The 26,093-nt window shown below is 57.1% G+C and carries 20 protein-coding genes; 17 read left to right on the top strand and 3 right to left on the bottom strand.

Annotated elements, in window-relative coordinates:
* Window positions 1–166 precede the first annotated feature (166 nt).
* Window positions 167–1,624, top strand: a complete 1,458-nt coding sequence (gene ascF / locus ABTW00_RS05080; protein ID WP_065358282.1) for a PTS cellobiose/arbutin/salicin transporter subunit IIBC — start codon at window positions 167–169, stop codon at window positions 1,622–1,624.
* 20 nt (window positions 1,625–1,644) lie between these two features.
* The gene (locus tag ABTW00_RS05075; RefSeq protein WP_271447610.1) at window positions 1,645–3,069 is read left to right on the top strand and encodes a 6-phospho-beta-glucosidase; all 1,425 of its coding nucleotides are present in this window, start codon (window positions 1,645–1,647) and stop codon (window positions 3,067–3,069) included.
* A gap of 43 nt (window positions 3,070–3,112) precedes the next feature.
* Here the strand turns inward: ABTW00_RS05075 and ABTW00_RS05070 are convergent, their stop codons facing one another.
* On the bottom strand, window positions 3,113–3,880 hold the full coding sequence (locus ABTW00_RS05070; protein WP_433639292.1) for a phytanoyl-CoA dioxygenase family protein: 768 nt from the start codon (window positions 3,878–3,880) through the stop codon (window positions 3,113–3,115).
* Window positions 3,881–4,039: 159 nt separating this feature from the next.
* On the opposite strand from ABTW00_RS05070, the gene ABTW00_RS05065 reads away from it, so the two are divergent.
* The gene (locus ABTW00_RS05065; RefSeq protein WP_433639289.1) at window positions 4,040–4,861 is read left to right on the top strand and encodes a helix-turn-helix transcriptional regulator; all 822 of its coding nucleotides are present in this window, start codon (window positions 4,040–4,042) and stop codon (window positions 4,859–4,861) included.
* A 2-nt stretch (window positions 4,862–4,863) separates the two neighbouring features.
* On the opposite strand, the gene ABTW00_RS05060 is transcribed toward ABTW00_RS05065, so the two are convergent.
* Together ABTW00_RS05060 and ABTW00_RS05055 are read right to left on the bottom strand one after the other, a co-directional pair.
* Window positions 4,864–5,208 carry a nitrous oxide-stimulated promoter family protein gene (locus ABTW00_RS05060; protein WP_064543171.1) on the bottom strand — a complete coding sequence of 115 codons (345 nt, stop codon included), beginning with the start codon at window positions 5,206–5,208 and terminating at the stop codon, window positions 4,864–4,866.
* 64 nt (window positions 5,209–5,272) lie between these two features.
* Window positions 5,273–5,560, bottom strand: a complete 288-nt coding sequence (locus tag ABTW00_RS05055; RefSeq protein ID WP_064543168.1) for a SelT/SelW/SelH family protein — start codon at window positions 5,558–5,560, stop codon at window positions 5,273–5,275.
* A 205-nt stretch (window positions 5,561–5,765) separates the two neighbouring features.
* Between ABTW00_RS05055 and ABTW00_RS05050 the strand changes: the two genes are divergently transcribed.
* From ABTW00_RS05050 to ABTW00_RS04985, 14 genes are all read left to right on the top strand, one after another.
* On the top strand, window positions 5,766–8,120 hold the full coding sequence (locus ABTW00_RS05050; RefSeq protein WP_433639284.1) for a TonB-dependent receptor domain-containing protein: 2,355 nt from the start codon (window positions 5,766–5,768) through the stop codon (window positions 8,118–8,120).
* Window positions 8,121–8,181: 61 nt separating this feature from the next.
* On the top strand, window positions 8,182–9,213 hold the full coding sequence (locus ABTW00_RS05045) for a hemin-degrading factor (protein WP_433639282.1): 1,032 nt from the start codon (window positions 8,182–8,184) through the stop codon (window positions 9,211–9,213).
* Entirely contained in the window at window positions 9,210–10,025 is an 816-nt protein-coding gene (locus ABTW00_RS05040) for a heme/hemin ABC transporter substrate-binding protein (protein WP_433639280.1), read from the top strand. The genes ABTW00_RS05045 and ABTW00_RS05040 overlap by 4 nt, the downstream gene beginning before the upstream one ends.
* Window positions 10,025–11,020 carry a FecCD family ABC transporter permease gene (locus ABTW00_RS05035; RefSeq protein WP_433639277.1) on the top strand — a complete coding sequence of 332 codons (996 nt, stop codon included), beginning with the start codon at window positions 10,025–10,027 and terminating at the stop codon, window positions 11,018–11,020. Before ABTW00_RS05040 ends, ABTW00_RS05035 begins: the two co-directional genes overlap by 1 nt.
* Complete coding sequence (locus tag ABTW00_RS05030) at window positions 11,013–11,792, top strand: heme ABC transporter ATP-binding protein (protein WP_065357910.1); 780 nt, start codon at window positions 11,013–11,015, stop codon at window positions 11,790–11,792. The genes ABTW00_RS05035 and ABTW00_RS05030 overlap by 8 nt, the downstream gene beginning before the upstream one ends.
* A 189-nt stretch (window positions 11,793–11,981) precedes the next feature.
* A complete protein-coding gene (gene tnaC / locus ABTW00_RS05025) occupies window positions 11,982–12,059 on the top strand; it encodes a tryptophanase leader peptide (protein ID WP_074398737.1) in 78 nt (25 codons plus the stop codon).
* Between the two features lie 254 nt (window positions 12,060–12,313).
* Window positions 12,314–13,729 carry a tryptophanase gene (gene tnaA, locus ABTW00_RS05020; RefSeq protein ID WP_433639274.1) on the top strand — a complete coding sequence of 472 codons (1,416 nt, stop codon included), beginning with the start codon at window positions 12,314–12,316 and terminating at the stop codon, window positions 13,727–13,729.
* 114 nt (window positions 13,730–13,843) lie between these two features.
* Window positions 13,844–15,091, top strand: a complete 1,248-nt coding sequence (gene tnaB / locus ABTW00_RS05015) for a low affinity tryptophan permease TnaB (protein ID WP_065357911.1) — start codon at window positions 13,844–13,846, stop codon at window positions 15,089–15,091.
* 201 nt (window positions 15,092–15,292) lie between these two features.
* Window positions 15,293–17,854 (top strand): DNA mismatch repair protein MutS, encoded by a 2,562-nt coding sequence (gene mutS, locus ABTW00_RS05010; protein WP_433639270.1) that lies wholly within the window; start codon window positions 15,293–15,295, stop codon window positions 17,852–17,854.
* Window positions 17,855–18,201: 347 nt separating this feature from the next.
* Window positions 18,202–20,499 carry a xanthine dehydrogenase molybdenum-binding subunit XdhA gene (gene xdhA / locus ABTW00_RS05005; protein WP_433639267.1) on the top strand — a complete coding sequence of 766 codons (2,298 nt, stop codon included), beginning with the start codon at window positions 18,202–18,204 and terminating at the stop codon, window positions 20,497–20,499.
* Window positions 20,500–20,509: 10 nt separating this feature from the next.
* Window positions 20,510–21,388 carry a xanthine dehydrogenase FAD-binding subunit XdhB gene (xdhB, locus tag ABTW00_RS05000; RefSeq protein ID WP_433639264.1) on the top strand — a complete coding sequence of 293 codons (879 nt, stop codon included), beginning with the start codon at window positions 20,510–20,512 and terminating at the stop codon, window positions 21,386–21,388.
* On the top strand, window positions 21,385–21,864 hold the full coding sequence (gene xdhC / locus ABTW00_RS04995; RefSeq protein ID WP_064543145.1) for a xanthine dehydrogenase iron sulfur-binding subunit XdhC: 480 nt from the start codon (window positions 21,385–21,387) through the stop codon (window positions 21,862–21,864). The genes xdhB and xdhC overlap by 4 nt, the downstream gene beginning before the upstream one ends.
* 532 nt (window positions 21,865–22,396) lie before the next feature.
* Window positions 22,397–23,176, top strand: coding sequence for a molybdopterin-dependent oxidoreductase FAD-binding subunit (gene ygfM / locus ABTW00_RS04990; RefSeq protein ID WP_433639260.1), 780 nt, complete (start codon window positions 22,397–22,399; stop codon window positions 23,174–23,176).
* Entirely contained in the window at window positions 23,173–26,043 is a 2,871-nt protein-coding gene (locus ABTW00_RS04985; RefSeq protein WP_433639257.1) for a molybdopterin-dependent oxidoreductase Mo/Fe-S-binding subunit, read from the top strand. Before ygfM ends, ABTW00_RS04985 begins: the two co-directional genes overlap by 4 nt.
* The last annotated feature ends 50 nt before the right edge of the window (window positions 26,044–26,093 follow it).

Below are 26,093 nucleotides of genomic sequence, written 5' to 3'. Positions count from 1 at the left end.
TCCTGTGATCGGTTTCACGAATCAATCAAAAACAAAATCTAGATCTTGTAGCAACAAAATAAACACTTGATGATTATGTGGAACCGGTTTCCTATACAGCGTTTCATCTTTTGAAGCATTCAGGCGATGAACCATAAGTACCCTACTGATAAAACAGGATTTTCCGATGGCTAAAAATTATGCGGCTCTGGCGCAATCTGTGGTGAGCGCGCTTGGCGGCGTGGAGAATATCTCCGCCGTCACGCACTGCATGACCCGTCTACGCTTCGTGCTGAAAGATGACACGCTGGTTGATAGCGCGACGCTTAAAGGCATCAGCGGCGTGATGGGCGTGGTACGCACCGACAGCCAGTGCCAGGTGATTATTGGCAACACCGTCTCGCAGGCTTACCGCGAAGTGGTCAACTTGCTGCCGAACGACATGCAGCCAGCGGCCCCGGTCGGGAAACCGAAGCTGACCCTGCGTCGCATTGGTGCCGGGATCCTCGATGCGCTGATCGGCACCATGTCACCGCTGATCCCGGCGATTATCGGCGGATCGATGGTTAAGCTGCTGGCGATGATCCTCGAAATGACCGGCGTGTTGCCAAAAGGCGCACCGACGCTCACCATTCTGACCGTCATCGGTGACGGCGCCTTCTTCTTCCTGCCGCTGATGGTTGCCGCCTCTGCGGCAGTGAAATTCAAAACCAACATGTCGCTGGCGATTGCTATCGCCGGGGTGCTGGTGCACCCGAGCTTTATTGAGCTGATGGCGAAAGCCGCACAGGGCGAGCACGTCGAGTTTGCCTACATTCCGGTGACCGCCGTGAAATACACCTACACGGTGATCCCGGCGCTGGTGATGACCTGGTGCCTCTCCTACATTGAACGCTGGGTTGACAGAATTACGCCCGCCGTCACCAAAAACTTCCTGAAACCCATGCTGATCGTGCTGATCGCAGCGCCGCTGGCGATTCTGTTGATAGGCCCGATTGGGATCTGGATCGGTAGCGCCATCTCCGCGCTGGTGTACACCATTCACGGCTATCTGGGCTGGCTGTCGGTCGCCATTATGGGTGCGCTCTGGCCGCTGCTGGTGATGACCGGGATGCACCGCGTCTTTACCCCAACCATCATTCAAACTATTGCCGAAACCGGTAAAGAAGGCATGGTGATGCCGTCAGAAATCGGCGCCAACCTGTCGCTCGGCGGTTCGTCGCTGGCGGTAGCGTGGAAAACCAAAAACCCGGAACTGCGCCAGACCGCGCTGGCCGCCGCCGCGTCCGCCATTCTGGCCGGCATCTCAGAACCGGCGCTGTACGGGGTCGCCGTACGCCTGAAGCGCCCGCTGATCGCCAGCCTGATCAGCGGCTTTATCTGCGGCGCGGTCGCCGGTATCGCCGGACTGGCCAGCCATTCAATGGCCGCGCCGGGGCTGTTTACCAGCGTGCAGTTCTTCGACCCGGCTAACCCGATGACCATCGTCTGGGTGTTCGGCGTGATGGCGCTGGCGGTGGTGCTGTCGTTCGTGCTGACGCTGATCCTCGGCTTTGAGGACATTCCGGTAGAAGACGCCGCCGCCGAAGCACGCCAACGTCAGGCTAGCGCGCCGGTAAACGCCACAGCCGCACAAATTTCATAAATTTTTTAGCGAGGTAACGCATGTCGACATTTCCGCAAGGATTCCTCTGGGGCGGCGCCATTGCCGCTAACCAGGCCGAAGGAGCGTATCTTGAAGGCGGCAAAGGGCTGACCACCGTGGATATGATCCCGCACGGCGTCAACCGCCTGCCGGTCAAACTGGGCCAGGAGAAGCGTTTCACGCTGCGCGATGATGAGTTCTATCCCAGCCACCAGGCGATCGACTTCTATCATCGTTATAAAGAAGATATCGCGCTGATGGCCGAAATGGGCTTCGGCGTATTCCGCACCTCCATCGCCTGGAGCCGTCTGTACCCGAACGGCGACGAACTGACGCCGAATGAGGAAGGTATCGCCTTCTACCGCGATCTGTTCCGCGAATGTAAAAAATACGGTATCGAACCGCTGGTGACGCTGTGCCACTTCGACGTGCCGATGCACCTGGTGACCGAGTACGGCTCGTGGCGTAATCGCAAGATGGTGGAGTTCTTTACCCGCTATGCCCGCACCTGCTTTGAAGCATTCGACGGGCTGGTGAAATACTGGCTGACCTTCAATGAAATCAACATTATGCTGCACAGTCCGTTCTCCGGTGCGGGGCTGGTGTTCGAAGAAGGCGAAAATCAGGATCAGGTGAAGTACCAGGCCGCGCACCACGAGCTGGTGGCCAGCGCGCTGGCCACCAAAATCGCCCATGAGGTCAACCCGCAGAACCAGGTAGGCTGCATGCTGGCAGGCGGCAACTTCTACCCCTACTCCTGCAAGCCGGAAGACGTGTGGGCGGCGCTGGAGAAAGATCGCGAGAACCTGTTCTTTATCGATGTGCAGGCGCGCGGCCGCTACCCGGCCTACTCGGCTCGGGTGTTCCGCGAAAAAGGCGTGACCATCGCCAAAGAGGCCGGAGATGATGAAGCGCTTAAGCATACGGTCGATTTTGTGTCGTTCAGCTACTACGCCTCACGCTGCGCATCGGCAGACATGAACGCGAATAACACCAACGCGGCCAACATCGTGAAGTCGCTGAAGAACCCGTACATTGAGGCCAGCGAATGGGGCTGGGGTATCGACCCGCTCGGCCTGCGTATCACCATGAACATGATGTACGACCGCTACCAGAAGCCGCTGTTCCTGGTGGAGAACGGTCTTGGCGCGAAGGACGTCGTCAACGCCGATGGACAGATCGACGACGATTACCGCATCAGCTATTTACGCGAACATATCCGCGCCATGGGCGATGCCATCGAAGACGGCGTGCCGCTGATCGGCTACACCACGTGGGGTTGTATTGACCTGGTGGCGGCGTCGACGGGCGAGATGAGTAAGCGCTACGGATTCGTGTACGTCGACCGCGATGACGCGGGCAACGGGACGCTGGCGCGGACGCGTAAAAAATCGTTCTGGTGGTATAAGAAGGTGATAGCCAGCAACGGGGAAGATTTAGCGTAACGGCCCCCCTCTCCCTTTTAAGGGAGAGGGCTCGTTCAGTGCACTACTCCACATCCAGCAGCCACTTCTGCGCGGGCGTCAAGCGGCTGGCGGTTTCCGGGGTGAGCCAGCGGCGCTGATCCTGCTGCGCGGCGTCTGCCCGGTCGATGTACAGGCCGTGTAGCACGCGGCGGCGCGAACCTTCGCGGTTAGTCATGCCGCCGTGCCAGGCATGGGCGTTGTAAATCATCACGCTACCCGCAGGGGCTGCAAAAATCACTTCGTCCGGATGCGGTGCTTCCACATCTTGCAGCACGTCTTCCGGCAGCTCGGGGCGCAGGTGCGTGGCGGGGATAATACGCGGTGCGCCGTTCGCGGCGGAGAGATCGTCAATTGCCCAGATGGTGTTCACCAGGTGCACCTTCGGAAAATCTGGACGCGGCTTTTTCCAGTCGGCGTGCAGCGGCTGATGACCACCGTTGTACAGCGCCTCACGGGCGTTGAGGCTGGAAACTTTAAACGCGCCCCCAAAAATATAGCGGCACGCTGACAGAATCAGCGGATGCGCCCACACTTTCTCCCACACCACGCCTTTATTCACCAGGTTCGCCACCCGCGTCGCCGTCTCCTCCTGATGGTGCTCCACCGCCAGGTTTTCACCTTCTTTCTCCACCAGAAAATCAATTCGCTCGCGCATTGCGGCCAGCCAGTCGGCATCCGCTACGCCGTGAACGATCGTATAGCCCTGGGTATCCAGCTCGTGTTTCATCGTTGCTGACAGTCCGCCGTTGGCGCCCAGTGCATCCAGCCAGAATGCCGCTTGCTTGTCCATACCGCCTCTCTTTTGTTAACCATTTCACAACATGTATGAAAAGTTACTGCAGGCGTGGCCGCTATTCTGTATGAGATAGCTACACAACGCTGGATTTTTGTGTACAGCAAAATAAAGTGTGATGAGATTCAAAATCCAGAATAACAACAGGACATGAGCATGTCAGAGTCAACCCTCGTCCCCGTACTGGAACAGCTGCTTTCCCGCCAGGGAGACCTCGTCGTACGCTTCCCGCAAGCCTCGCAGCCCGCACCAGAGCTGGCGATGAGCGTATCGTTTCCCCGCCTTGAAATTGTGCTGGAAGGCGAGCTGCCGGATGGCTGCCTGGAAGCGCCGCTTGGGCCGCTGCAGGCGCTGTATATTCCCGGCGGGCGCTGGAATGCCCCACGGTGGCACGGCCCGGCGACGTCGCTGAGCATTCTGTTCAGCAAACAAAAACTGGGCTTCAGCCTTCAACGCTTCGACGGTAAAAAATTCGTTGAGATCCGCAAGCAGCACGTGGCGCGACTCGGCCCGCGGGTAGGCTCGTATCTACTGCTGGCGATGAATGAGCTGGCGATCCGCCCGGTGATGCCCACGACGCAGATAGTGCTCAGCGGCCTGCTCAGCCACTGTATCGATCAACTGACCCATCTGGCGGATACGGTCAGCAAAAGCAGAGAATTATTTCTGGCGATTCAGGAATATATCGACGAACACGCCGCCGGGGCGCTCAGCCGAGAGACGGTGGCGAAGAAATTTCATATCACGCCAAACTATCTGTCGCACCTGTTTCAGAAATCCAGCACCGTCGGCTTTAACGAATACCTCACCGCCGTTCGCCTGGAGTTAGCAAAGAAATTACTGCGCGGCTATGAACTGAAAATCAAAGAGATTGCCCACCACTGTGGCTTTGAGGACAGCAACTACTTTTGCCGCATCTTCCGCAAGCATACTGCCCGCTCGCCGTCGGAGTATCGTCGTCACTGCCGTACCCTGTAAGGCTATTTTTTGCGCCGATATTTCTCCGGCAGCTCGGGAACCGGGCGTCGGTCATCAATCAAATGGAGGATCGTGAGAAGCGGGTGACGCCAGAGCATCCGCGGACCCGCCCAGCGCATAATCTGTTTCATCTCTTCACGCTTTGCGGGTTGGTAGCAGTGCACCGGGCACTGCTTGCAGGCTGGCTTTTGTTCGCCGAACACGCATTTATCCAGCCGCTTATCGGCATAACGGTTCAGCATCTCGTAATGCTCAGCATCGTGCAACGCCTGCGGACAGCGGCGCTGATAAAGCGTAATCATGCTGCTGATTGTCCGTTTTTCACGATCGATGCGTTTGCCTGCCATAGCCCGTCCCTCATCAATAAAGATGCATTAATAATACACGTTTAATGGCGCATTCGCAGCCGCTTTATCCTTCGTGCTTATCCACATGCCCCAGCGGTTTTTCCGGGAAGCAAACGTCGCGCACCCGACGCTTGAGCTCGGCGGCGTCCGGGAAGCCATCGTCACGCTTGCGCTCCCACACCAGTTCATCCCCGACGGTAATGGCAAAAATCCCGCCGGTACCCGGTATCAGCGTTACGCAGGCAATATCGGTGCTGAAGGTGTGTAGCAGTTCCTGCGCCATCCAGCTGGCGCGCAGCATCCAGTTGCATTGGGAACAGTAGGTGATGGTAACAGCCGCTTTCTCGGTCATCGCTATCTCGGGAGAGTCAAAAAACAAAATTGTAATCAAATTGTTGCATGCAAGCAGGTTTATTTGCAAACCTTGTTGCAAATGATAACAACTATCATTACCATTCGCATCACTGAAAATTGGATAGCGTCAAAATGCTTACGGAAAAGCAGATTCTGGAAGTTACGCGTGAGCCAATACTAATAACGATGAAGGCATGGCAACTATGTACAAATCCATTCAATCAGAGGCGTGGCGCAAGAAAAGCCTACTGGTGACCTCTTTGCTCGCAGCAATCTATCAGACTTCCGCGGGCGCGGCTGAAACACAGGACAAAACCGCCGTCGACAGCGCGGAACAGATGACCGTCACCGCCCCCGCACCGGTACTCAAACCGGGCAGCCAGCACGCGGTAAGCGCGCAGGAGCTTCAGGACAAAGGGGCCAACGATTTTGGTTCCATTATGCGTTATGAACCGCTGATCGGCGCGACCGGCGCTAGCGGCGGATCCGGCAACGGCAAAAGCGGCTTCGACCGCGGCGGCTACACCGGCTACAACATTCGTGGCCTTGAGAGCAACCGCGTCGGCATCGACGTCGACGGCATTGCGCAGCCGAACGCCACCGGCCGCAGCTACGTCAGCCGCGCCGGCCAAAACACCTTCGGCATCGGCCGCGACTATATTGACCCGTACATGTACGGCAGCGTGGATATTCAATCTGGCGCGACCGACACCGAGACCGCCAATACTTCCATCGGCGGCAACGTCTCCTTCCAGCCGAAATCGGCGGACGACTATCTGCATCCAGGCAAAACCAGCGCTTTTAGCTACCGCAGCGAGTATGACTCGTCTGACCGCAGCTGGCACAATGGCCTGACGGCAGCGGGCGGCGACGAAACGCTGCGCGGCATTTTTGTCTACAGCCGCCGCGATGGCCAGGAGACCACCACCAACAGTTCGAGCGTGGACGCGTTCCCGGCGAACTGGCACTCCGACGCGTTTATGGCCTCTGGGATCTGGCAGCCTAACGATCAGCACAAACTGACCAGCACCCTCGACTACTACCATAAAACCAACCACACCCACTACGATGTGTGGGACAACGCTGGCGACAGTACCATCGGCAACGCACAGCAGACCAGCCAGACTCGCCGCTGGGGCCTGAGCCTGAAAGACGACTGGACGCCGATGAACGATTTCATCGACAGCATGTCCACCAAGGTCTATTACCAGCATACCGAAGCACACGACCGCACCTACATGCCAGACAGCACTACCGGCACGATGGAAACGGTCTACTCTGACTACGACACCGATACCTGGGGTATGCAGACAGCATTAGCAAAAACGCAGGGTCGTCACGATCTGAGCGCCGGTTTCAACGCCAGCACCACCAAAACCCAGCGTCCGTTCAGCCAGTCGCCGATCCCAAGCGTTTATAGCGAGATCATGCAGCCGGAAGCGGACAGCCGCGAGTACACGATCGGCGGCTTCCTGCAGGATCGGATCAACTTCGATCTCGACGGGCATAACTTTGCGGTGATCCCGGGCGTTCGCGTCGTGCACCAGTCCACCAAGCCGGAGAACCTCTCCAGCCTGACCACCAACAGCACGGTGCTGACCGAATCCTCGGTCTCCACGCTGTATGGCAAAAACGCTGATACCCAGGCGCTGCCGTCGCTGACCTTCCAGTACGACATTACGCCGCGCATGATGACCTATCTGCAGTACAAACGCGGTGCGGAGTTCCCGAACACCAGCCAGCTGTACGGTTCATGGAACCTCGGATCCAGCTACGCGGGCCGCGGTCAGTACGCGCTGATCGGCAATACCGATCTGAAAACCGAAACCAGCGACAACTTCGAGTGGGGCATGAAGGGCGAAGTGACCGAAGGGATCACCATGCGTACCGCGTTGTTCTACAACAACTATAAAGACTTTATCGCCTATACCCGCTACACCCGTTCCAACAACCCAACCCAGTTCGCCAACGTACCGTCGAACATCTACACCATTTATCAGGCGGAAAACCGTGATAAAGCCTATATCTACGGCGGTGAGATCAGCGCGAAATTCAACTTTGGCACCTGGTTTGAGCAGGTTGACGGCCTGAGCGCAACGCTGGCCTACGGCTACAGCGAAGGGAAGTCAAAATCCAGCTACTACGGCGACAAATACGTCGACCTCGATAGCGTTGCGCCGATGAAAGCGATCGTCGGCGTGGCGTGGGACGATCCGTCGAAAGTGTACGGTACCGCGCTGACCGCCACCTTCGTGAAAGGCAAACGCGCCACTGCCACCAACCGTGAGAGCTACGCTAACACCGGCAGCGCGATTACCGATTCCACCAGCGAATACATGCGCGTACCTGGCTACGGCATGCTCGACTGGACGGCCTACTGGCGCGTGGCGAAGAACGTCCGTATCAACGGCGGCGTGTATAACCTGACTGACCGTAAATACTGGGACTACCTGAGCAGCCGCAACATTGAAACGTCCACCAATCAGGACGCCAACGATAAGTCGCTGGCGGTGATGCCGGGCCGTACCTGGCAGTTGGGCGTCAACGTCGATTTCTGATAACAACATCAACAAAATCTGCCTCCGGCCGCTGGCCGGGGTAATGATAAGGAAGAGAGTTATGCAAAACGCATCAAATGAACTGTGGCAGCGCTATCAGGACGTCAAAGCCAGCGGTGCCGCCAAATACGCTCGCGATATCGCCGCCGTAATGGGGGTGAGCGAAGCAGAACTGACCGCAGCCCGCGTCGGCCACGATGCCGTTCGCCTGCAGGATAATGCGCGCGCGATCCTCGCTTCGCTGGAAAAGGTCGGCGAAACCAAATGCATCTGCCGCAATGAGTACGCGGTGCATGAGCAGGTTGGCGCGTTCACCCACCAGCACCTCGACGGCCACGCGGGCCTGGTACTCAACCCGCGCGCCCTCGACCTGCGCCTGTTCCTGAGCCAGTGGGCCAGCGCGTTTCACGTTAACGATGGGGGCCGCGAGAGCATTCAGTTCTTTGACCCGCACGGCGACGCGGTGCTGAAGGTCTATACCACTAACAACACGGACAGCGAGGCCTGGCAGGCGCTGATTGCCGAACAGGCCCAATCAACGCCAGCGCCGCTGGCGGTTCGTCTGGTGGAAAACGCGCGCTATGCCGACACGGCCGACGGCGCGGCGCTGGAAAAAGAGTGGCGCGCAATGACCGACGTCCACCAGTTCTTCGCGCTGCTGCGCAAGTACAACCTCTCGCGCCAGCAGGCTTTCCGCCTGGTCAACGACGACCTGGCCTGTCGCATCGATACTGATGCCCTGCCTCGCCTGCTGGAAACCCTGCAGCGGGACGGCAATGAATTTATGATTTTCGTTGGCAACCGCGGCTGCGTGCAAATCTTCACCGGCGTGCTGGAGAAGCTGACGCCAATGCGCGGCTGGATCAACATCTTCAACAGCGCCTTCACCCTGCACCTGCGTGAAGAGACCATCGACGAAGTGTGGGTGACGCGTAAGCCGACCGTTGACGGTCACGTCACCAGCGTAGAGCTATTTGCCAAAGACGGCACCCAGATTGCCCAGCTGTACGGGCAGCGCAGCGAAGGCCATCCGGAGCAGCAACGGTGGCGCACCCAGGTCGATAGCCTGACGGCGGAAGGGCAGACCGTATGAAACGACTGCTGATTCTGCTGGCGGCGCTGCCGCTGTTGGCTAACGCCGCCGAGCGTATTATCACCCTCGGCGGCGACGTGACGGAAATCGTCTACGCGCTGGATACCCAGTCGCAGCTGGTCGCTCGCGACAGCACCAGCACCTGGCCGACGGCGTCACAATCGCTGCCGGACGTCGGCTACCTGCGCCAGCTCAATGCGGAAGGCATTCTTTCCCTGCGCCCTACGCTGGTGCTGGCCAGCAGCCAGGCACAGCCGTCACTGGTGCTGCAAAAGGTAGAAGACAGCAAGGTGAAGGTGGTTAACGTACCGGGCGGCTACGACGCGGCGGCGATGGAGCGTAAAATCAGCGTTATCGCCGACGCGTTGGGTAAAGGCCCGCAGGGCGATGCCCTGCGTCAATCGCTGCATGACGATATGGCCAAAATTCCGGCCCAGCCGTTGAATAAGCGCGTGCTGTTTATCCTCAGCCACGGCGGTTCCGGCGCGCTGGTGGCCGGGCAGCGGACGGCGGCGGACGGCGCGATTAAGCTCGCGGGTCTGCAAAACGCCATGCAGGGCTTTGACCACTATCGCACCATGTCGCAGGAAGGCGTCATCGCCAGCCGGCCGGATCTGGTGGTGATTTCCGCCGACGGTCTAAAAGGCATGGGCGGCGAAGCATCGCTGTGGAAGTTGCCGGGTCTGGCGCAAACGTCGGCCGGGCGCGACAAGCAGGTGCTGGTGGTTGACGATATGGCCTTGCTCGGGTTCAGCCCGCGCACGCCGCAGGCGCTGCTGCAGCTGCGGCAAAAAGCGGAGCAGCTACCCTGATGCAAATCACCGTCTCCCGCCAGCTCTGGCTGATGGTCGCGCTGCTGATTAGCCTGACGCTGTTCGCCACCACCCTCGGCGCCATGCGGCTACCGCTCGCGAGCCTCTGGCCGTCCGGCGACGAGGTGCTGCGCCATATCTGGCTCACCATCCGTCTGCCGCGCGTGCTGCTGGCGCTGCTGGTAGGCAGCGCGCTGGCGCTCTCCGGCTGCGTGATGCAGGGGCTATTTCGCAACCCGCTCGCCGATCCGGGGCTGCTCGGGATCAGCAGCGGCGCGGCGCTGGCGGTGGCGTTCTGGCTGGTACTGCCGATTTCCGTACCGGTTCTGGTGGCGCTGTATGCGCCCATGCTGGCCGCGTTTATCGGCAGCCTGACGGTGATGGCAGTGATTTTTGTGCTCAGTAAGGCTGGCGACGGTTCGCTCTCGCGCCTGCTGCTGGTCGGTATTGCGATTAACGCCCTGTGCGGCGCGCTGGTGGGGATGCTGTCGTGGATCAGCAACGACGCGCAGCTGCGCCAGCTGTCACTATGGGGGATGGGCAGCCTGGGGCAGGCGGAGTGGCCGACGCTGTTGGTCTCCGCCACGCTGATTATCCCATCATCGCTGGTGGTGTGGTGGATGGCCGCGCGCCTCAATCTGCTTCAGTTGGGTGATGAAGAAGCGCACTATCTCGGCGTTAACGTCCGGGTGCTGCAGCGCGTGCTGCTGCTGTGTAGCGCGGTGCTGGTGGCGGCATCGGTGGCGATAAGCGGGGTGATTGGCTTTATCGGGCTGGTGGTTCCGCATCTGATGCGCATGTGGCTCGGGCCGGATCACCGCGGGCTGATCCCCGGCTCGCTGCTGGCGGGCGCCATTCTGCTGTTAATTGCCGATACCCTCGCCCGTACGGTTGCCGCGCCTGCCGAGATGCCGGTGGGGCTGCTGACCAGCCTGCTCGGCGCACCGTGGTTCTTGTGGCTTATATTCCGTCAGGAGAGGGGGGCCCATGGATAAGCACTATTCCGCCCGCGCGCTGTCGCTGCGTCTGGGCAAACGTCGGGTGATTGATGGCGTGTCGCTGGAGCTGCGGCGCGGCGAAGTCACCGCGCTGATTGGCCCCAACGGCGCGGGAAAATCGACCCTGCTGCGGCTACTTTCCGGCTTTCTCAACGCCGACAGCGGCGAGCAGAACATTGAAGGCAAACCGCTTACCGAGTGGTCGACTGCTGCCCTTTCCCGCCGCCGCGCGGTGATGCTGCAACGCACGCAGCTGAACGCCAGTTGGCCGGTGGAAACGGTGATCGCCATGGGGCGCGCGCCGTGGGGAGCGGAAGTGGACCCGGCGCTTATCCAGCGGGTGATGGCCGAAACCGGCTGTACCCATCTGGCGGGCCGTCTCTATCCGGCGCTCTCCGGCGGCGAACAGCAGCGCGTGCAGCTGGCACGCAGCCTGGCGCAACTGTGGCGCGACGATGGTCCGCAGGGATGGCTGTTTCTCGACGAACCAACCTCGGCGCTGGACCTGTTCTATCAACAGCACCTGCTGCGGCTGCTGAAGAAGCTGACCCGCCGCGGCGAGCTGCACGTGTGCATTGTGCTGCACGATCTCAACCTCGCCGCCCTGTGGGCCGACACTATTCTGTTGTTATATCAGGGCAAGCTGGTCGCCCAAGGCACGCCGCAGGAGGTGATTCAGCAGCCGGTGATTCACCGCTGGTACGGTGCAGACATCAGCATGAACCAGCACCCTGACGCGGCGGTACCGCAGGTCCATCTGGCCCCCTAGCGGCGGGGCCTTGCGACAGGGTGATTGCATAGGTGATTATTCTGTTATTCATTAAGCTCAGGAAACGTAACCCTGCTTTAGCGCGTAGATATAATCAATCGTGACCAGATTCACAATTGAATGCACAGTTAATAGACAAAAAAATAAATTATCATAATGTATGGGCGTGTCTGATGGAGAACATACATTATGAACATCCTGAATAGAACGTATAAAATTTCGAAGTGGTTTAATATTGACAACGTCATCGTCAATCACCGTCCTTAACTCCTCGAACGACTCCACGCCTGTATCATTGTAAATAGTGGTGTAACCGCTATTTCTGATATTCCATAAAAATCTATGCCTTTCTGTTTTATTACAGCGACGCTGCACGCCTTTTTAACAGGCCGTGTAGATTGATGCCGTAATATACCGAGAGCAGAGATGGTATTCGTATTGCGCCAATAAGTGGTTTTTCATATTTCATGAATAACCAGCGGGGAGCCGCGCGCTAAAAATAACGATTTAAGGATGACACCATGAATAACTTTAAACATCTGCCAGAACCGTTCCGTATTCGCGTCATTGAGCCAGTAAAACGTACCACCCGCGAACACCGCGAAAAAGCCATTATTCAGGCCGGGATGAACCCCTTCCTGCTCGACAGCGAAGACGTGTTTATTGACCTGCTCACCGACAGCGGCACCGGCGCGGTAACGCAAAATATGCAGGCAGCGATGCTGCGTGGCGATGAAGCCTATAGCGGCAGCCGTAGCTACTATGCGCTGTGCAATGCCGTAAAAGATATTTTTGGCTATCAGCACACTATTCCAACGCACCAGGGACGCGGCGCCGAGCAAATTTATATTCCGGTGCTCATCAAAAAACGCGAGCAGGAAAAAGGCCTCGACCGCAGCAAAATGGTGGCGTTCTCTAACTATTTCTTCGACACCACCCAGGGCCATAGCCAGATTAACGGCTGTACCGTACGTAACGTATATATTAAAGAAGCGTTCGACACCGCCGCGCGTAACGATTTTAAAGGTGATTTCGACCTGCAGGGTTTAGAGCACGGCATTGAAACGGTCGGCCCGAACAACGTGCCGTATATTGTCGCAACCATTACCTGTAACTCGGCGGGCGGCCAGCCGGTGTCGCTGGCGAACCTGAAGGCGATGTACGCGATTGCGAAGAAATACGATATTCCGGTAGTGATGGATTCGGCGCGCTTTGCGGAAAACGCTTACTTTATTCAGCAACGCGAACCGGGTTATCAGGACTGGAGTATTGAAGAGATCACCCGTGAAACCTATAAGTATGCGGATATGCTCGCCATGTCGGCGAAGAAAGATGCCATGGTGCCCATGGGCGGCCTGCTGTGTATCAAGGACGACAGCTTCTTCGACGTGTACACCGAATGTCGTACCCTCTGCGTCGTGCAGGAAGGCTTCCCTACCTATGGCGGGCTGGAAGGCGGCGCGATGGAACGTCTGGCCGTTGGTCTGTACGACGGGATGAATCAGGATTGGTTGGCCTACCGCATCACCCAGATTCAATATCTGGTCGATGGACTGGAAGCCATTGGCGTGACCTGTCAGCAGGCTGGCGGACACGCGGCGTTTGTCGATGCCGGTAAGCTGCTGCCGCATATTCCGGCCGACCAGTTCCCGGCTCAGGCGCTGGCCTGCGAGCTGTATAAAGTCGCGGGGATCCGCGCCGTAGAAATTGGTTCATTCCTGCTGGGCCGCGACCCGAAAACCGGCAAACAACTGCCGTGTCCGGCAGAACTGCTGCGCTTAACCATTCCGCGCGCGACCTACACCCAAACGCATATGGACTTTATTATTGAGGCCTTCGAACATGTCAAAGAGAATGCCCACAATATTAAAGGATTAACCTTTACCTACGAGCCTAAAGTGCTGCGCCACTTTACCGCCAAACTGACTGAAGTGTAATTAACCTAAACGCCAGTGGTTATATCCAGAATATAGCCACTGGCTTATTCATGCCTGGCATTACGATATTCCTGACAACAACAACGCATTCGCCGTTATCAATAAGGGAAAGCCATGGAAGAAAATTCAAATACAAAACATTCCTCATTCTGGGGAATTATGGTAATTGCCGGTACCGTAATCGGTGGCGGGATGTTTGCTTTACCGGTCGACCTTGCCGGAGCCTGGTTTTTTTGGGGGGCTTTTATTCTTATTATTGCCTGGTTTTCGATGCTGCACTCCGGGCTATTATTACTGGAAGCGAACCTGAACTACCCGGTAGGTTCCAGTTTTAATACCATTACCAAAGATTTAATTGGCGCGAAGTGGAACGTAATAAGCGGAATCACCGTCGCATTCGTACTGTATATTCTCACCTATGCCTATATTTCGGCAAACGGCGCCATTATCAGCGAAACTATCGCGATCAATACCGGAACGCACGTTAATCCGCGAATCGTCGGCATCGGCAGCGCGGTGTTTGTCGCGTGTATTCTGTGGGTCAGTTCGCTGGCTGCCAGCCGCATTACCTCTTTATTTCTTGGCATCAAGATCATCGCCTTTATCGTGGTATTTGGATCGTTTTTCTTCCAGGTTGACTACACGATCCTGCGCGATCTCGCCGCACCGGAAGCCAATAAAACCTACCTCCCCTATATTCTGATGGCCGTGCCGGTTTGCCTGGCCTCGTTCGGTTTCCATGGCAATATTCCCAGCCTGATTATCTGCTACGGCAAACGCAAAGATAAGTTGATTAAGAGCATCGTCTTTGGTTCGCTACTGGCCCTGGTCATTTATCTGTTCTGGCTTTACTGCACGATGGGCAATATCCATCGCAGCAACTTTAAAGAGATTATCGCCTCAGGCGGTAACGTCGACTCGTTGGTGAAGTCATTTTTAGGTACCAATCAGCACGGCGTCATCGAATTTTTCCTGCTGATCTTCTCCAACCTGGCGGTCGCGAGCTCTTTCTTTGGCGTCACGCTGGGGCTATTCGACTATCTGGCGGATTTATTCAAAATGGATAATTCGCCGTCCGGGCGATTCAAGACCCTGCTGCTCACCTTTTTACCGCCCGCCGCGCTGTATCTGATTTTCCCTAACGGCTTTATCTACGCCATCGGCGGCGCGGGGCTCTGCGCAACCATCTGGGCGGTGATCGTACCGGCGTTCCTCGCGCTAAAATCGCGCGAGCGCTTCCCGGACAAAATGTTCACCGTCTGGGGCGGCAAAGCGATTCCCGCGGTGGTGATTCTATTTGGCGTGATGGTTATTCTTTGCTGGTTCGGCAGCACCTTTAACCTGTTGCCGAGGTTCGGTTAACACCACTCCGGCGGCAGGTCGAATCGCCCGATTCAGCCTGCCGCCGGCTCGGCGAACATCCTACTGGAACAACTCTCCCACTTTCGTCTTCACCGCTTTCCCTGAAATACCTATCTCCGTTATCATAGCCACCCACTGCGACAAAAACGAAAATGAAAAAGTTCGCTTTCCACTTTTAACCAGGGACCTGGATTACACCCCATGAGTAAAATCGACAATCTCGACGCTCACACCCCGATGATGCAGCAGTACCTGAAGCTAAAAGCACAGCATCCGGAAATTCTGCTGTTCTATCGCATGGGCGACTTCTACGAAATGTTCTACGACGATGCGAAGCGCGCCTCGCAGCTGCTGGACATCTCGTTGACCAAACGCGGCGCTTCTGCCGGCGAACCGATTCCCATGGCGGGTATCCCGCATCACGCGGTAGAAAACTATCTCGCCAAGCTGGTCAATCAGGGCGAATCGGTCGCCATCTGCGAGCAGATTGGCGACCCGGCCACCAGCAAAGGGCCGGTTGAGCGCAAAGTCGTACGCATCGTCACGCCCGGCACCATCAGCGATGAAGCCCTGTTACAGGAACGTCAGGACAACCTGCTGGCAGCCATCTGGCAGGATAGCAAAGGCTACGGCTATGCGACGCTGGATATCAGCTCCGGCCGCTTCCGCCTGAGCGAACCGACCGACCGCGAAACCATGGCGGCAGAGCTGCAGCGCACCAACCCGGCCGAGCTGCTGTACGCCGAAGATTTTGCCGAGATGTCGCTCATTGAAGGCCACCGTGGGCTGCGTCGTCGCCCGCTCTGGGAATTTGAAATTGATACCGCGCGCCAGCAGTTGAACCTGCAGTTCGGCACTCGCGATCTCGTCGGCTTCGGCGTTGAAGGTGCGGCGCGCGGCCTGTGCGCCGCAGGCTGCCTGTTACAGTATGTCAAAGACACCCAGCGCACCTCGCTGCCGCATATTCGCTCCATCACCATGGATCGTCAGCAGGACAGCATCATCATGGACGCCGCGACCCGTCGCAATCTGGAGATCACCCAGAACCTCGCCGGCGGCTTTGAAAATACCCTCGCGTCGGTGCTCGATTGCACGGTCACGCCGATGGGCAGCCGTATGCTCAAACGCTGGCTGCATATGCCGGTGCGCGATACAAAAATTCTCACCGAGCGGCAGCAGACCATTGGCGCACTGCAGGATACCACCGCCGAGCTGCAGCCGGTGCTGCGTCAGGTTGGCGATCTGGAGCGTATTCTCGCACGTCTGGCGCTGCGTACCGCCCGTCCGCGTGATCTTGCCCGCATGCGCCATGCTTTCCAGCAGTTGCCGGAACTGCGCGCTCAGTTGGCTAGCGTTGACAGCGCGCCGGTACAGATGCTGCGCGAGAAAATGGGTGAATTTACCGAACTGCGCGAGCTGCTGGAGCGTGCCATCATCGATGCGCCGCCGGTGCTGGTTCGTGACGGCGGCGTGATCGCCCCGGGTTATAACGAAGAGCTGGATGAATGGCGCGCGCTGGCCGATGGCGCGACCGACTACCTCGACCGCCTGGAGATCCGCGAGCGCGAGCGCACCGGGCTGGATACGCTGAAGGTAGGCTATAACGCGGTTCACGGCTATTACATCCAAATCAGCCGTGGGCAGAGCCATCTGGCGCCGATTAACTATGTGCGCCGTCAGACGCTGAAAAACGCCGAGCGCTACATCATTCCCGAGCTGAAAGAGTACGAGGACAAAGTTCTGACCTCGAAAGGCAAGGCGCTGGCGCTGGAAAAACAGCTGTATGACGAGTTGTTTGAACTACTGCTGCCGCACCTGGCCGACCTTCAGCAAAGCGCCAGCGCATTGGCTGAGCTGGATGTGCTGGTCAACCTGGCGGAACGCGCCTATACGCTGAACTATACCTGCCCGACCTTTACCGATAAGCCCGGTATTCGGATTACCGAAGGCCGCCATCCGGTGGTAGAGCAGGTGCTCAACGAACCGTTTATCGCCAACCCGCTGAGTCTGTCGCCGCAGCGCCGAATGTTAATCATTACCGGCCCGAACATGGGCGGTAAAAGTACCTACATGCGCCAGACGGCGCTGATTGCGCTGCTGGCCTACATTGGCAGCTACGTTCCGGCGCAAAGCGTCGAGATTGGCCCTATCGACCGCATCTTCACCCGCGTCGGCGCGGCGGATGACCTGGCCTCCGGCCGCTCCACCTTTATGGTAGAGATGACCGAAACGGCCAATATTCTGCACAACGCCACCGAACACAGCCTGGTGCTGATGGATGAAATTGGTCGCGGCACCTCCACCTACGACGGTCTGTCGCTGGCGTGGGCCTGCGCGGAAAATCTGGCTAATAAGATCAAAGCGTTGACGCTATTCGCCACCCACTATTTCGAGCTGACCCAACTGCCGGAGAAAATGGAAGGCGTCGCCAACGTACACCTGGACGCGCTGGAGCACGGCGACACCATCGCCTTTATGCACAGCGTGCAGGATGGCGCGGCGAGCAAGAGCTACGGCCTGGCGGTGGCGCAGTTAGCTGGCGTGCCGAAGGAGGTGATTAAGCGCGCGCGCCAGAAGCTGCGCGAGCTGGAAAGCCTTTCGCCGAATGCGGCGGCCACGCAGATAGACGGCACGCAAATGTCGCTGCTGTCCGTACCCGAAGAGGTGTCGCCGGCGGTTGAGGCCCTGGAAGGTCTGGATCCGGACTCGTTAACGCCGCGTCAGGCGCTGGAGTGGATTTACCGTTTGAAAAGCATGGTGTAATCCATACCAACTGCCGGGCTGCCTAACGTGGCCCGGCACATTACACGCATTGATATTGAATATTAGGAAAAGAAGATAAAATCATATTGCATTAACTTTTATTCATTCAGTAACAATATATATCCAATTCCCTTCCCGCATTATCATATCGCTTCGTATCATAATGAGTTTATATTTATCATATTGATAATTTAGCACGAATGCCTTTCCATATTTTGCAGCAACTTCGTGATATATTTATATAGCGCTCACACTTCCTTATTCTCAATTATTTATTCCCCATTACTGGCGTAGTTATTGCCTGTTCTCAATATTGACCTAAATAGATTGATATTGAGGGAAGAGAAATGGGAACTCGAAGAACGGCCGCCGTTGGCGATACCTGCATGCGCGTCGATGCCATCGCAAAGGTCACCGGGCGAGCACGGTATACCGATGACTATGTGATGGCGGGCATGTGCTATGCAAAGTATGTTCGTAGCCCTATCGCACACGGCTATGCCAATAGTATTCACTGCGATGAAGCCAGAAGCCTGCCTGGCGTACTGGCGATATTTACCTGGGAAGACGTGCCTGCCATTCCCTTTGCCACGGCGGGCCACGCATGGGTATTAGATGAAGATAAGCGCGATGTCGCCGATCGCTACCTGCTCACTCGCCATGTGCGCCACCACGGCGATGCGGTGGCTATCGTGGTCGCCAGAGACGAACTGACCGCCGAGAAAGCGGCGCGGTTAGTCGAGGTCGATTGGCAGCCTCTCCCCGTGATTACCACGCCTGAAACCGCGCTCTCACCGGATGCCGTTAAGATCCATGAGGGCGGTAATTTACTGAAACAGAGCGAAATGTCCACAGGCGATGTGTCGCAGGCTATCGCGCAGGCCGATTATCAAATACAGGGACGCTATCAGACGCCGGTGATTCAACATTGCCACATGGAAGGCGTCACCTGCTTTGCCTGGATGGAGGAGGATTCGCGAATCACTATTGTCTCCAGCACGCAAATTCCGCATATCGTACGCCGCGTCGTGGCACAATCTCTGGGGCTATCCTGGTCGCAGGTCCGAATTATCAAGCCCTACGTTGGCGGTGGCTTTGGCAATAAGCAGGATGTGCTGGAAGAGCCGATGGCGGCGTTTCTGACCACAAAACTCGGCGGCATTCCGGTGAAAGTCGCCCTCAGCCGAGAAGAGTGCTTTCTGGCTTCCCGTACCCGGCATGCCTTTACGCTCAACGGCCAGCTCGGGATCGATCGAGACGGTACATTAAAAGGCTACAGCCTGGACGTACTCTCCAATACCGGCGCCTATGCCTCACACGGCCATTCGATCGCCTCCGCTGGGGGAAATAAAGTGGCCTATCTCTACCCGCGCAGCGCCTTTAGTTACCGTTCTACCACTTGTTACACCAATTTACCGTCCGCTGGCGCCATGCGAGGATACGGTGCGCCGCAGGTGGTCTTCGCCGTCGAATCCATGCTGGATGACGCGGCGGCGGCATTAGGACTGGATCCGTTGGACGTGCGCCTGCGCAACGCCGCGCGGGAAGGCGATACCAACCCGATTACCGGCAAAACAATCTACAGCGCCGGGCTGCCGGAGTGCCTGCTAAAAGGCCGTGAGCTCTTTGAATGGGATAAGCGCCGTGAGGAGTGTCAGCATCAGCAGGGACGCATTCGTCGCGGCGTCGGCGTCGCCTGCTTCAGCTATACCTCCAATACCTGGCCCGTTGGCGTAGAGATAGCCGGTGCGCGCCTGCTGATGAATCAGGACGGGAGAATTCACGTCCAGAGCGGCGCCACGGAAATCGGCCAGGGCGCAGATACCGTCTTTAGCCAAATGGTCGCCGAAACCGTCGGCGTTCCTGTCAGCTTCGTTCACGTTATTTCAACGCAGGATACCGATATTACCCCCTTCGACCCTGGCGCATTCGCCTCGCGCCAAAGCTATGTCGCCGCCCCTGCGCTGCGTCAGGCCGCACTGCAGTTAAAAGAAAAAATTATCGCCCATGCCGCGGAGATGCTCCATCAATCCGCCATGAGCCTGACGCTGGAGAAAGGTTTTATCGTCCTTATCGACCGCCCGGAAACACCGCTGTTATCCATACAGGAGCTGGCGATGGATACGTTTTATCACCCCGATCGCGGCGGCCAGCTGTCGGCAGAGTGTTCGGTAAAAACCACCACTAACCCACCGGCGTTTGGCTGCACCTTTGTCGACTTGAGCGTGGATCTGGACCTGTGCAAAGTGACCATCAACCGCATGCTTAACGTTCATGACTCCGGGCGTATTCTCAACCCGCTGCTGGCGGAAGGCCAGGTTCATGGCGGCATGGGAATGGGGATCGGCTGGGCGCTATTTGAGGAGATGATCATTGATGCACAAAGCGGCATCGTGCGTAACCCAAACCTGCTGGACTACAAAATGCCGACCATGCCGGATCTGCCGCCCCTGGAAAGCGCCTTTATCGAAACGCAGGAGCCGCAGTCCGCTTACGGGCATAAATCACTGGGTGAGCCGCCGATTATTCCCGTCGCCGCTGCCATTCGTAACGCTGTCAGAATGGCGACCGGCGTGGCCATTAATACGCTGCCGCTGACGCCCAAACGGTTGTTTGAAGAATTTCACCAGGCCGGTCTGATTTAAGGATAACACCATGTTTGATATAGCCACTTATCATCGTGCAGCCAACATCGCCGAAGCGATCGGCCTGCTGCTTAACCACCCGCAGGCAAAATTGCTCGCGGGGGGCACCGACGTCCTGATTCAACTGCATCATCACAATGCGCGCTACCGTCACATTATCGATATTCATGGCCTGGACGAACTGCGCGGTATCGCCTTCACCCAAGGAGGCGATCTGCGTATCGGTTCAGCAACGACCTTCACTGAATTGATTGAACACCCTCTGACACAGCGGCACCTGCCCGCCCTGTGCGCAGCGGCGGCGTCCATTGCTGGCCCGCAGATACGCAACGTCGCGACCTATGGCGGCAATATCTGCAATGGAGCCACCAGCGCCGACTCAGCAACCCCAACGCTGATTTATGAGGCGATGCTGGAGATCCACTCTCCTGAAGGCATCCGCTATACCCCAATTAGCGGTTTCCATACCGGGCCGGGTAAAGTTGCCCTCGAGCAGGGGGAGATCGTCGCGGCGTTTCACTTCCCCGCACAGCCTGACGAAAATATCGGAAGTGCGCATTTTAAATACGCCATGCGCGATGCGATGGATATTTCAACCATTGGCTGCGCGGCGCGCTGCCGCCTGCATAACGATGGCATTAGCGAGCTGCGCCTCGCTTTCGGCGTAGCGGCGCCTACCCCAATTCGCTGTCAGCACGCCGAGAACACCGCGCGCAATGCGCCGCTCACGCAAGCCACGCTGGACGCTATCGGCGAGGCGGTGTTGCAGGACGTCGCCCCACGTTCGTCCTGGCGCGCCAGTAAAGAATTTCGCCTGCATCTCATTCAAACCATGACCAAAAAAGTGGTTAGCGAGGCCGTCGTTGCGGCCGGAGGAAAGCTGCTATGAAGCACACTGACAGAATCACGCTGGCATGCACCATTAACGGCATCTCGTTTGAAGGCGGCGTTGCGCCGGGTATGCCGCTGTCTGAGCTGCTCCGCGAACAAGGGCTCCTTAGCGTCAAGCAGGGCTGCTGCGTAGGTGAATGCGGCGCCTGCACCGTTCTGGTTGACGATGTAGCCATTGATAGCTGCCTGTATCTGGCGGCCTGGGCGGCCGGTAAGCATATTCGTACGCTGGAGGGAGAGGCATGCGGCGAAAAAATATCGCCGATACAGCACGCCTATGCGACATCGGGCGCCGTACAGTGCGGCTTCTGCACGCCAGGGCTTATCATGGCAACCACGGCCATGCTCGCCAAACCGCACAATTCGCCGTTAACCATCCTGGAAATTCGTCGGGGGCTGGCGGGAAATTTGTGCCGCTGTACGGGTTATCAAATGATTGTGGATACCGTTCAGCGCTGCGAACAAGAAAAGTGAGCCAAAAAGAGAGACAAGGATGTCTCTCAAACTGCTGGCAAAGTATGGAGCCGTGTTTGTGTCGGGTGGCGACTGCGTCTTACCCGACCAACAAATAGCATGATATCAATATGTCGTAGAAACACGGTTTAGTGCTATCAGGCAAGGGGTTTGTCAGCAATCTCAGAAACAAAGATGTCTCTTATCTATCGCCTATATTCTCCATCAATCTTTCGCCGTTATTTTTATCATTATCATAATGAGAGATTCTCACCGCTATCGAGAAAATAATGCAACCAAAAAAATGAGAGTTCCTGCCGCCGCAAACCACGCGAAGCCCCCCAGACCAACTGCGATATATTTCACAAAGTAGATTCAGGATTAGAAGTTACTCACATAATTTTATTTTAATACCTCCGTTGCGCAAGAGTGGTGCGAATGTTGCTGCATATCCCTCAATTTCAATTGACAACTCATCTATGCACAGGCCGTTAAGGCCGCAACCGATATATACCCTCTGTCCTGACCAAAGAGGGGAGCACGAGGAACGTTTATGATCGAACAATTTTTCAAACCGGACTCCGTCGAGCAGGCGCTAGAACTGAAGCGCCACTACCAGGATGACGCCGTCTGGTTCGCTGGCGGTAGCAAACTCAACGCCACGCCGACGCGCACCGAAAAACGTATCGCTATTTCTCTGCAGGATCTGGAACTGGCATGGGTAGACTGGGACAACGGTAAGCTGCGCATTGGCGCGATGACCTCCTTGCAAACGTTACGCGATACCCCTTTTATCCCCAATGCATTACACGACGCTCTCGGCTTTATCTACTCCCGCCACCTGCGCAATCAATCCACCATCGGCGGTGAAATTGCCGCCCGGCAGGAAGAGTGCGTTTTACTGCCCGTACTGCTGGCGCTGGATGCCTTACTGCTCTTCGGAAACGGCGAAACGCTATCGCTGGAAGATTATCTGGTTAATCCTGGCGATCGCCTGCTTACCGAAATAGTGATTCAAGACCCTTACCGAACCTGTGCCACCCGCAAAATCAGCCGCTCACAGGCCGGGTTAACCGTTGTGACCGCCGCCGTGGCGCTTACCGATCACGACGGCATACGCATCGCCCTCGATGGCGTCTGCGCTCAGTCGCAGCGCCTGCGCGATGTCGAAAAACAGCATCGGGAAGGAAATTCGCTGGAGCAAGCTGTCAGCGCGGCGATTTTCCCGCAGGAAGACCTGCGCGGCAGTGTTGCCTATAAACGCTATATCACCGGTGTCGTCGTAGCGGATCTGTATGCCGATTGCCTGCAAATGGGGGAGGAAATAGCATGATTGTTCATTTCACGCTCAACGGTACGGCTCAGGAGATAAAGGTTAATCCCGGCGAAAACGTACAGAAAATGCTGTTTAATCTTGGTCTGCACGCGGTGCGTAACAGCGACGACGGCTTTGGTTTCGCAGGATCCGACGCCATTCTTTTTAATGGTCATATTGTCAACGCATCGTTATTGATCGCCGCCCAACTGGATCAGGCAAAAATTTTCACTGCGGAATCACTGGGTAAGTGGAACGAGCCGAGCCTGGTGCAGCAGGCAATGATAGACGTCGGCGTTGTGCAGTCTGGCTATAACGACCCCGCTGCCGCGCTTATCATCACCGATCTCCTTGATCGGATCCCCACCCCCAGTCGCGAAGAGATCGACGATGCGCTGTCCGGTTTATTCAGCCGTGATGCGGGCTGGCAGCAATATTATCAGGTAGTTGAACTGGCCGTGGCCCGTAAAGCCGACCCAAACGCCTCGTTGGAAATTGCTCCAACATTCCGTGACGATCTCACCGTCATTGGTAAGCTGCATCCTAAAACGGATGCCGCCAAAATGGTGCAGGCGAAACCGTGCTACGTCGAAGATCGCATCTCCGCAGATGCCTGTGTCATCAAAATGCTGCGCAGCCCGCACGCGCATGCGCTGATTAGCCATCTTGATGTCAGCCGCGCGGAAGCCCTGCCGGGCGTTGTCCACGTCATTACCTGGCGCAACTGCCCCGATCTCTACTACACCCCCGGCGGGCAAAGCGCGCCGGAACCCTCGCCGCTCGATAGACGCATGTTTGGTAAAAAACTGCGCCACGTCGGCGACCGGGTGGCTGCCGTCGTCGCGGAAAATGAAGAGATTGCACTGGCCGCGCTCAAGCTCATCGACGTTGAATACGAAGTCCTGAAGCCTGTCATGTCGATTGATGAAGCCATGGCGGAGGATGCACCTATCGTACACGACGAGCCGGTTGTGTACGGCGTAGGCGCGCCGGATACGCTGGAAGGTGATAACCTGCACGCCGCACAGCGCGGCGAGCACATGATCGTGAACTTCCCGATCGGCGCACGCCCGCGTAAAAATATCGCCGCCAGCATCCATGGCCACATCGGCGATATTGAGAAAGGTTTTGCCGATGCCGACGTGATCATTGAACGTACCTACCGTTCGACCCAGGCCCAGCAATGTCCGGCAGAAACCCACATCTGCTTTACCCGTATGGACGGCGATCGGCTGGTGATTCATGCGTCAACCCAGGTGCCGTGGCACGTACGTCGCCAGGTGGCACGCCTCGTCGGCATGAAGCAACACAAGGTTCATGTCATTAAAGAGCGCGTTGGCGGTGGATTCGGTTCAAAACAGGATATTCTGTTAGAAGAGGTTTGCGCCTGGGCGACCTGCGTCACAGGGCGTCCGGTCTATTTCCGCTATACCCGCGAAGAGGAGTTTATTGCTAACACCTCACGCCACGTCGCCAAAGTGACGGTAAAACTGGGGGCGAAAAAAGATGGCCGCCTGACCGCCGTGAAGATGGATTTCTGCGCCAACACCGGGCCGTATGGCAACCACGCTCTGACGGTGCCGTGTAACGGCCCAGCGCTGTCACTGCCGCTGTACCCTTGCGATAACGTCGATTTCCAGGTCACCACCTACTACAGCAATATTTGTCCAACCGGCGCTTATCAGGGCTATGGCGCGCCAAAAGGCAATTTCGCACTGACGATGGCTCTGGCGGAGCTGGCGGAGCAGCTGCAAATCGATCAGCTGGAGATGATTGAGCGCAACCGCGTGCACGAAGGGCAGGAGCTAAAAATTCTTGGGGCGATTGGTGAAGGTAAAGCGCCAACCTCAGTACCGTCCGCTGCCAGCTGCGCGCTGGAAGAGATTCTGCGTCAAGGTCGGGAAATGATTCAATGGTCATCGCCCAAACCACATCAAGGTGACTGGCGCATCGGACGCGGCGTAGCGATTATCATGCAAAAGTCAGGGATCCCGGATATCGATCAGGCAAACTGTCTCATCAAGCTGGAATCTGACGGTACCTTTATCGTTCAGTCCGGCGGCGCCGACATCGGTACAGGGCTGGATACCGTCGTCGCCAAGCTGACGGCAGAAGTACTGCACTGCCCGCTGTCCGACGTGCAGGTGATCTCCGGCGACACCGATAGCGCGCTATTCGATAAAGGGGCCTATGCCTCGTCGGGCACCTGCTTCTCCGGCAACGCGGCGCGTAAAGCGGCGGAAAATCTACGTGACAAAATCCTCGTCCACGGCGCGCAAATGCTGAATGAGCCGCTGGAGGATGTGAGTATCGCTGCGCCGGGCGTGGTTCGCGGCAAGCAAGGTGAAGTGAGCTTTGGTGATATTGCCCATCAGGGCGAAACCGGCACAGGTTTCGGCGCGCTTTCCGCCACCGCCTGCTATATCACGCCTGATTTCGCCTTCCCTTACGGCGCCAACTTTGTCGAGCTGGGGATCAATACCCGCACCGGTGAAATTCGCCTCGATAAGTTCTACGCTCTGCTCGACTGCGGCACCCCGATTAACCCGGAGCTGGCGTTGGGGCAAATCTATGGCGCTACGCTGCGCGCCATTGGCCACAGCCTGAGCGAAGAAATTATCTACGATGCCGAAGGCCACCCGCTCACGCGCGACCTGCGTGCCTACGGCGCACCTAAAATCGGCGATATTCCCCGTGATTTCCGCGCGGTACTGGTGCCCAGCGATGATAAAGTCGGGCCTTTTGGCGCTAAGTCCATCTCTGAAATTGGCGTTAACGGCGCCGCACCGGCGATTGCCACCGCCATTCACGACGCCTGCGGCGTCTGGTTACGCGAATGGCACTTTACCCCAGAAAAAATACTGCATGCATTAGGAAACATGTAACGACAGCGGGCCGCTACGGCGGCCCGTTTAGATACCCGAATCTATTCAAA

The sequence above is a fragment of the Kluyvera georgiana genome, assembly GCF_050990895.1.
Lineage (GTDB): Bacteria > Pseudomonadota > Gammaproteobacteria > Enterobacterales > Enterobacteriaceae > Kluyvera > Kluyvera georgiana.
This window is presented reverse-complemented; position numbering and strand designations above follow the sequence as displayed.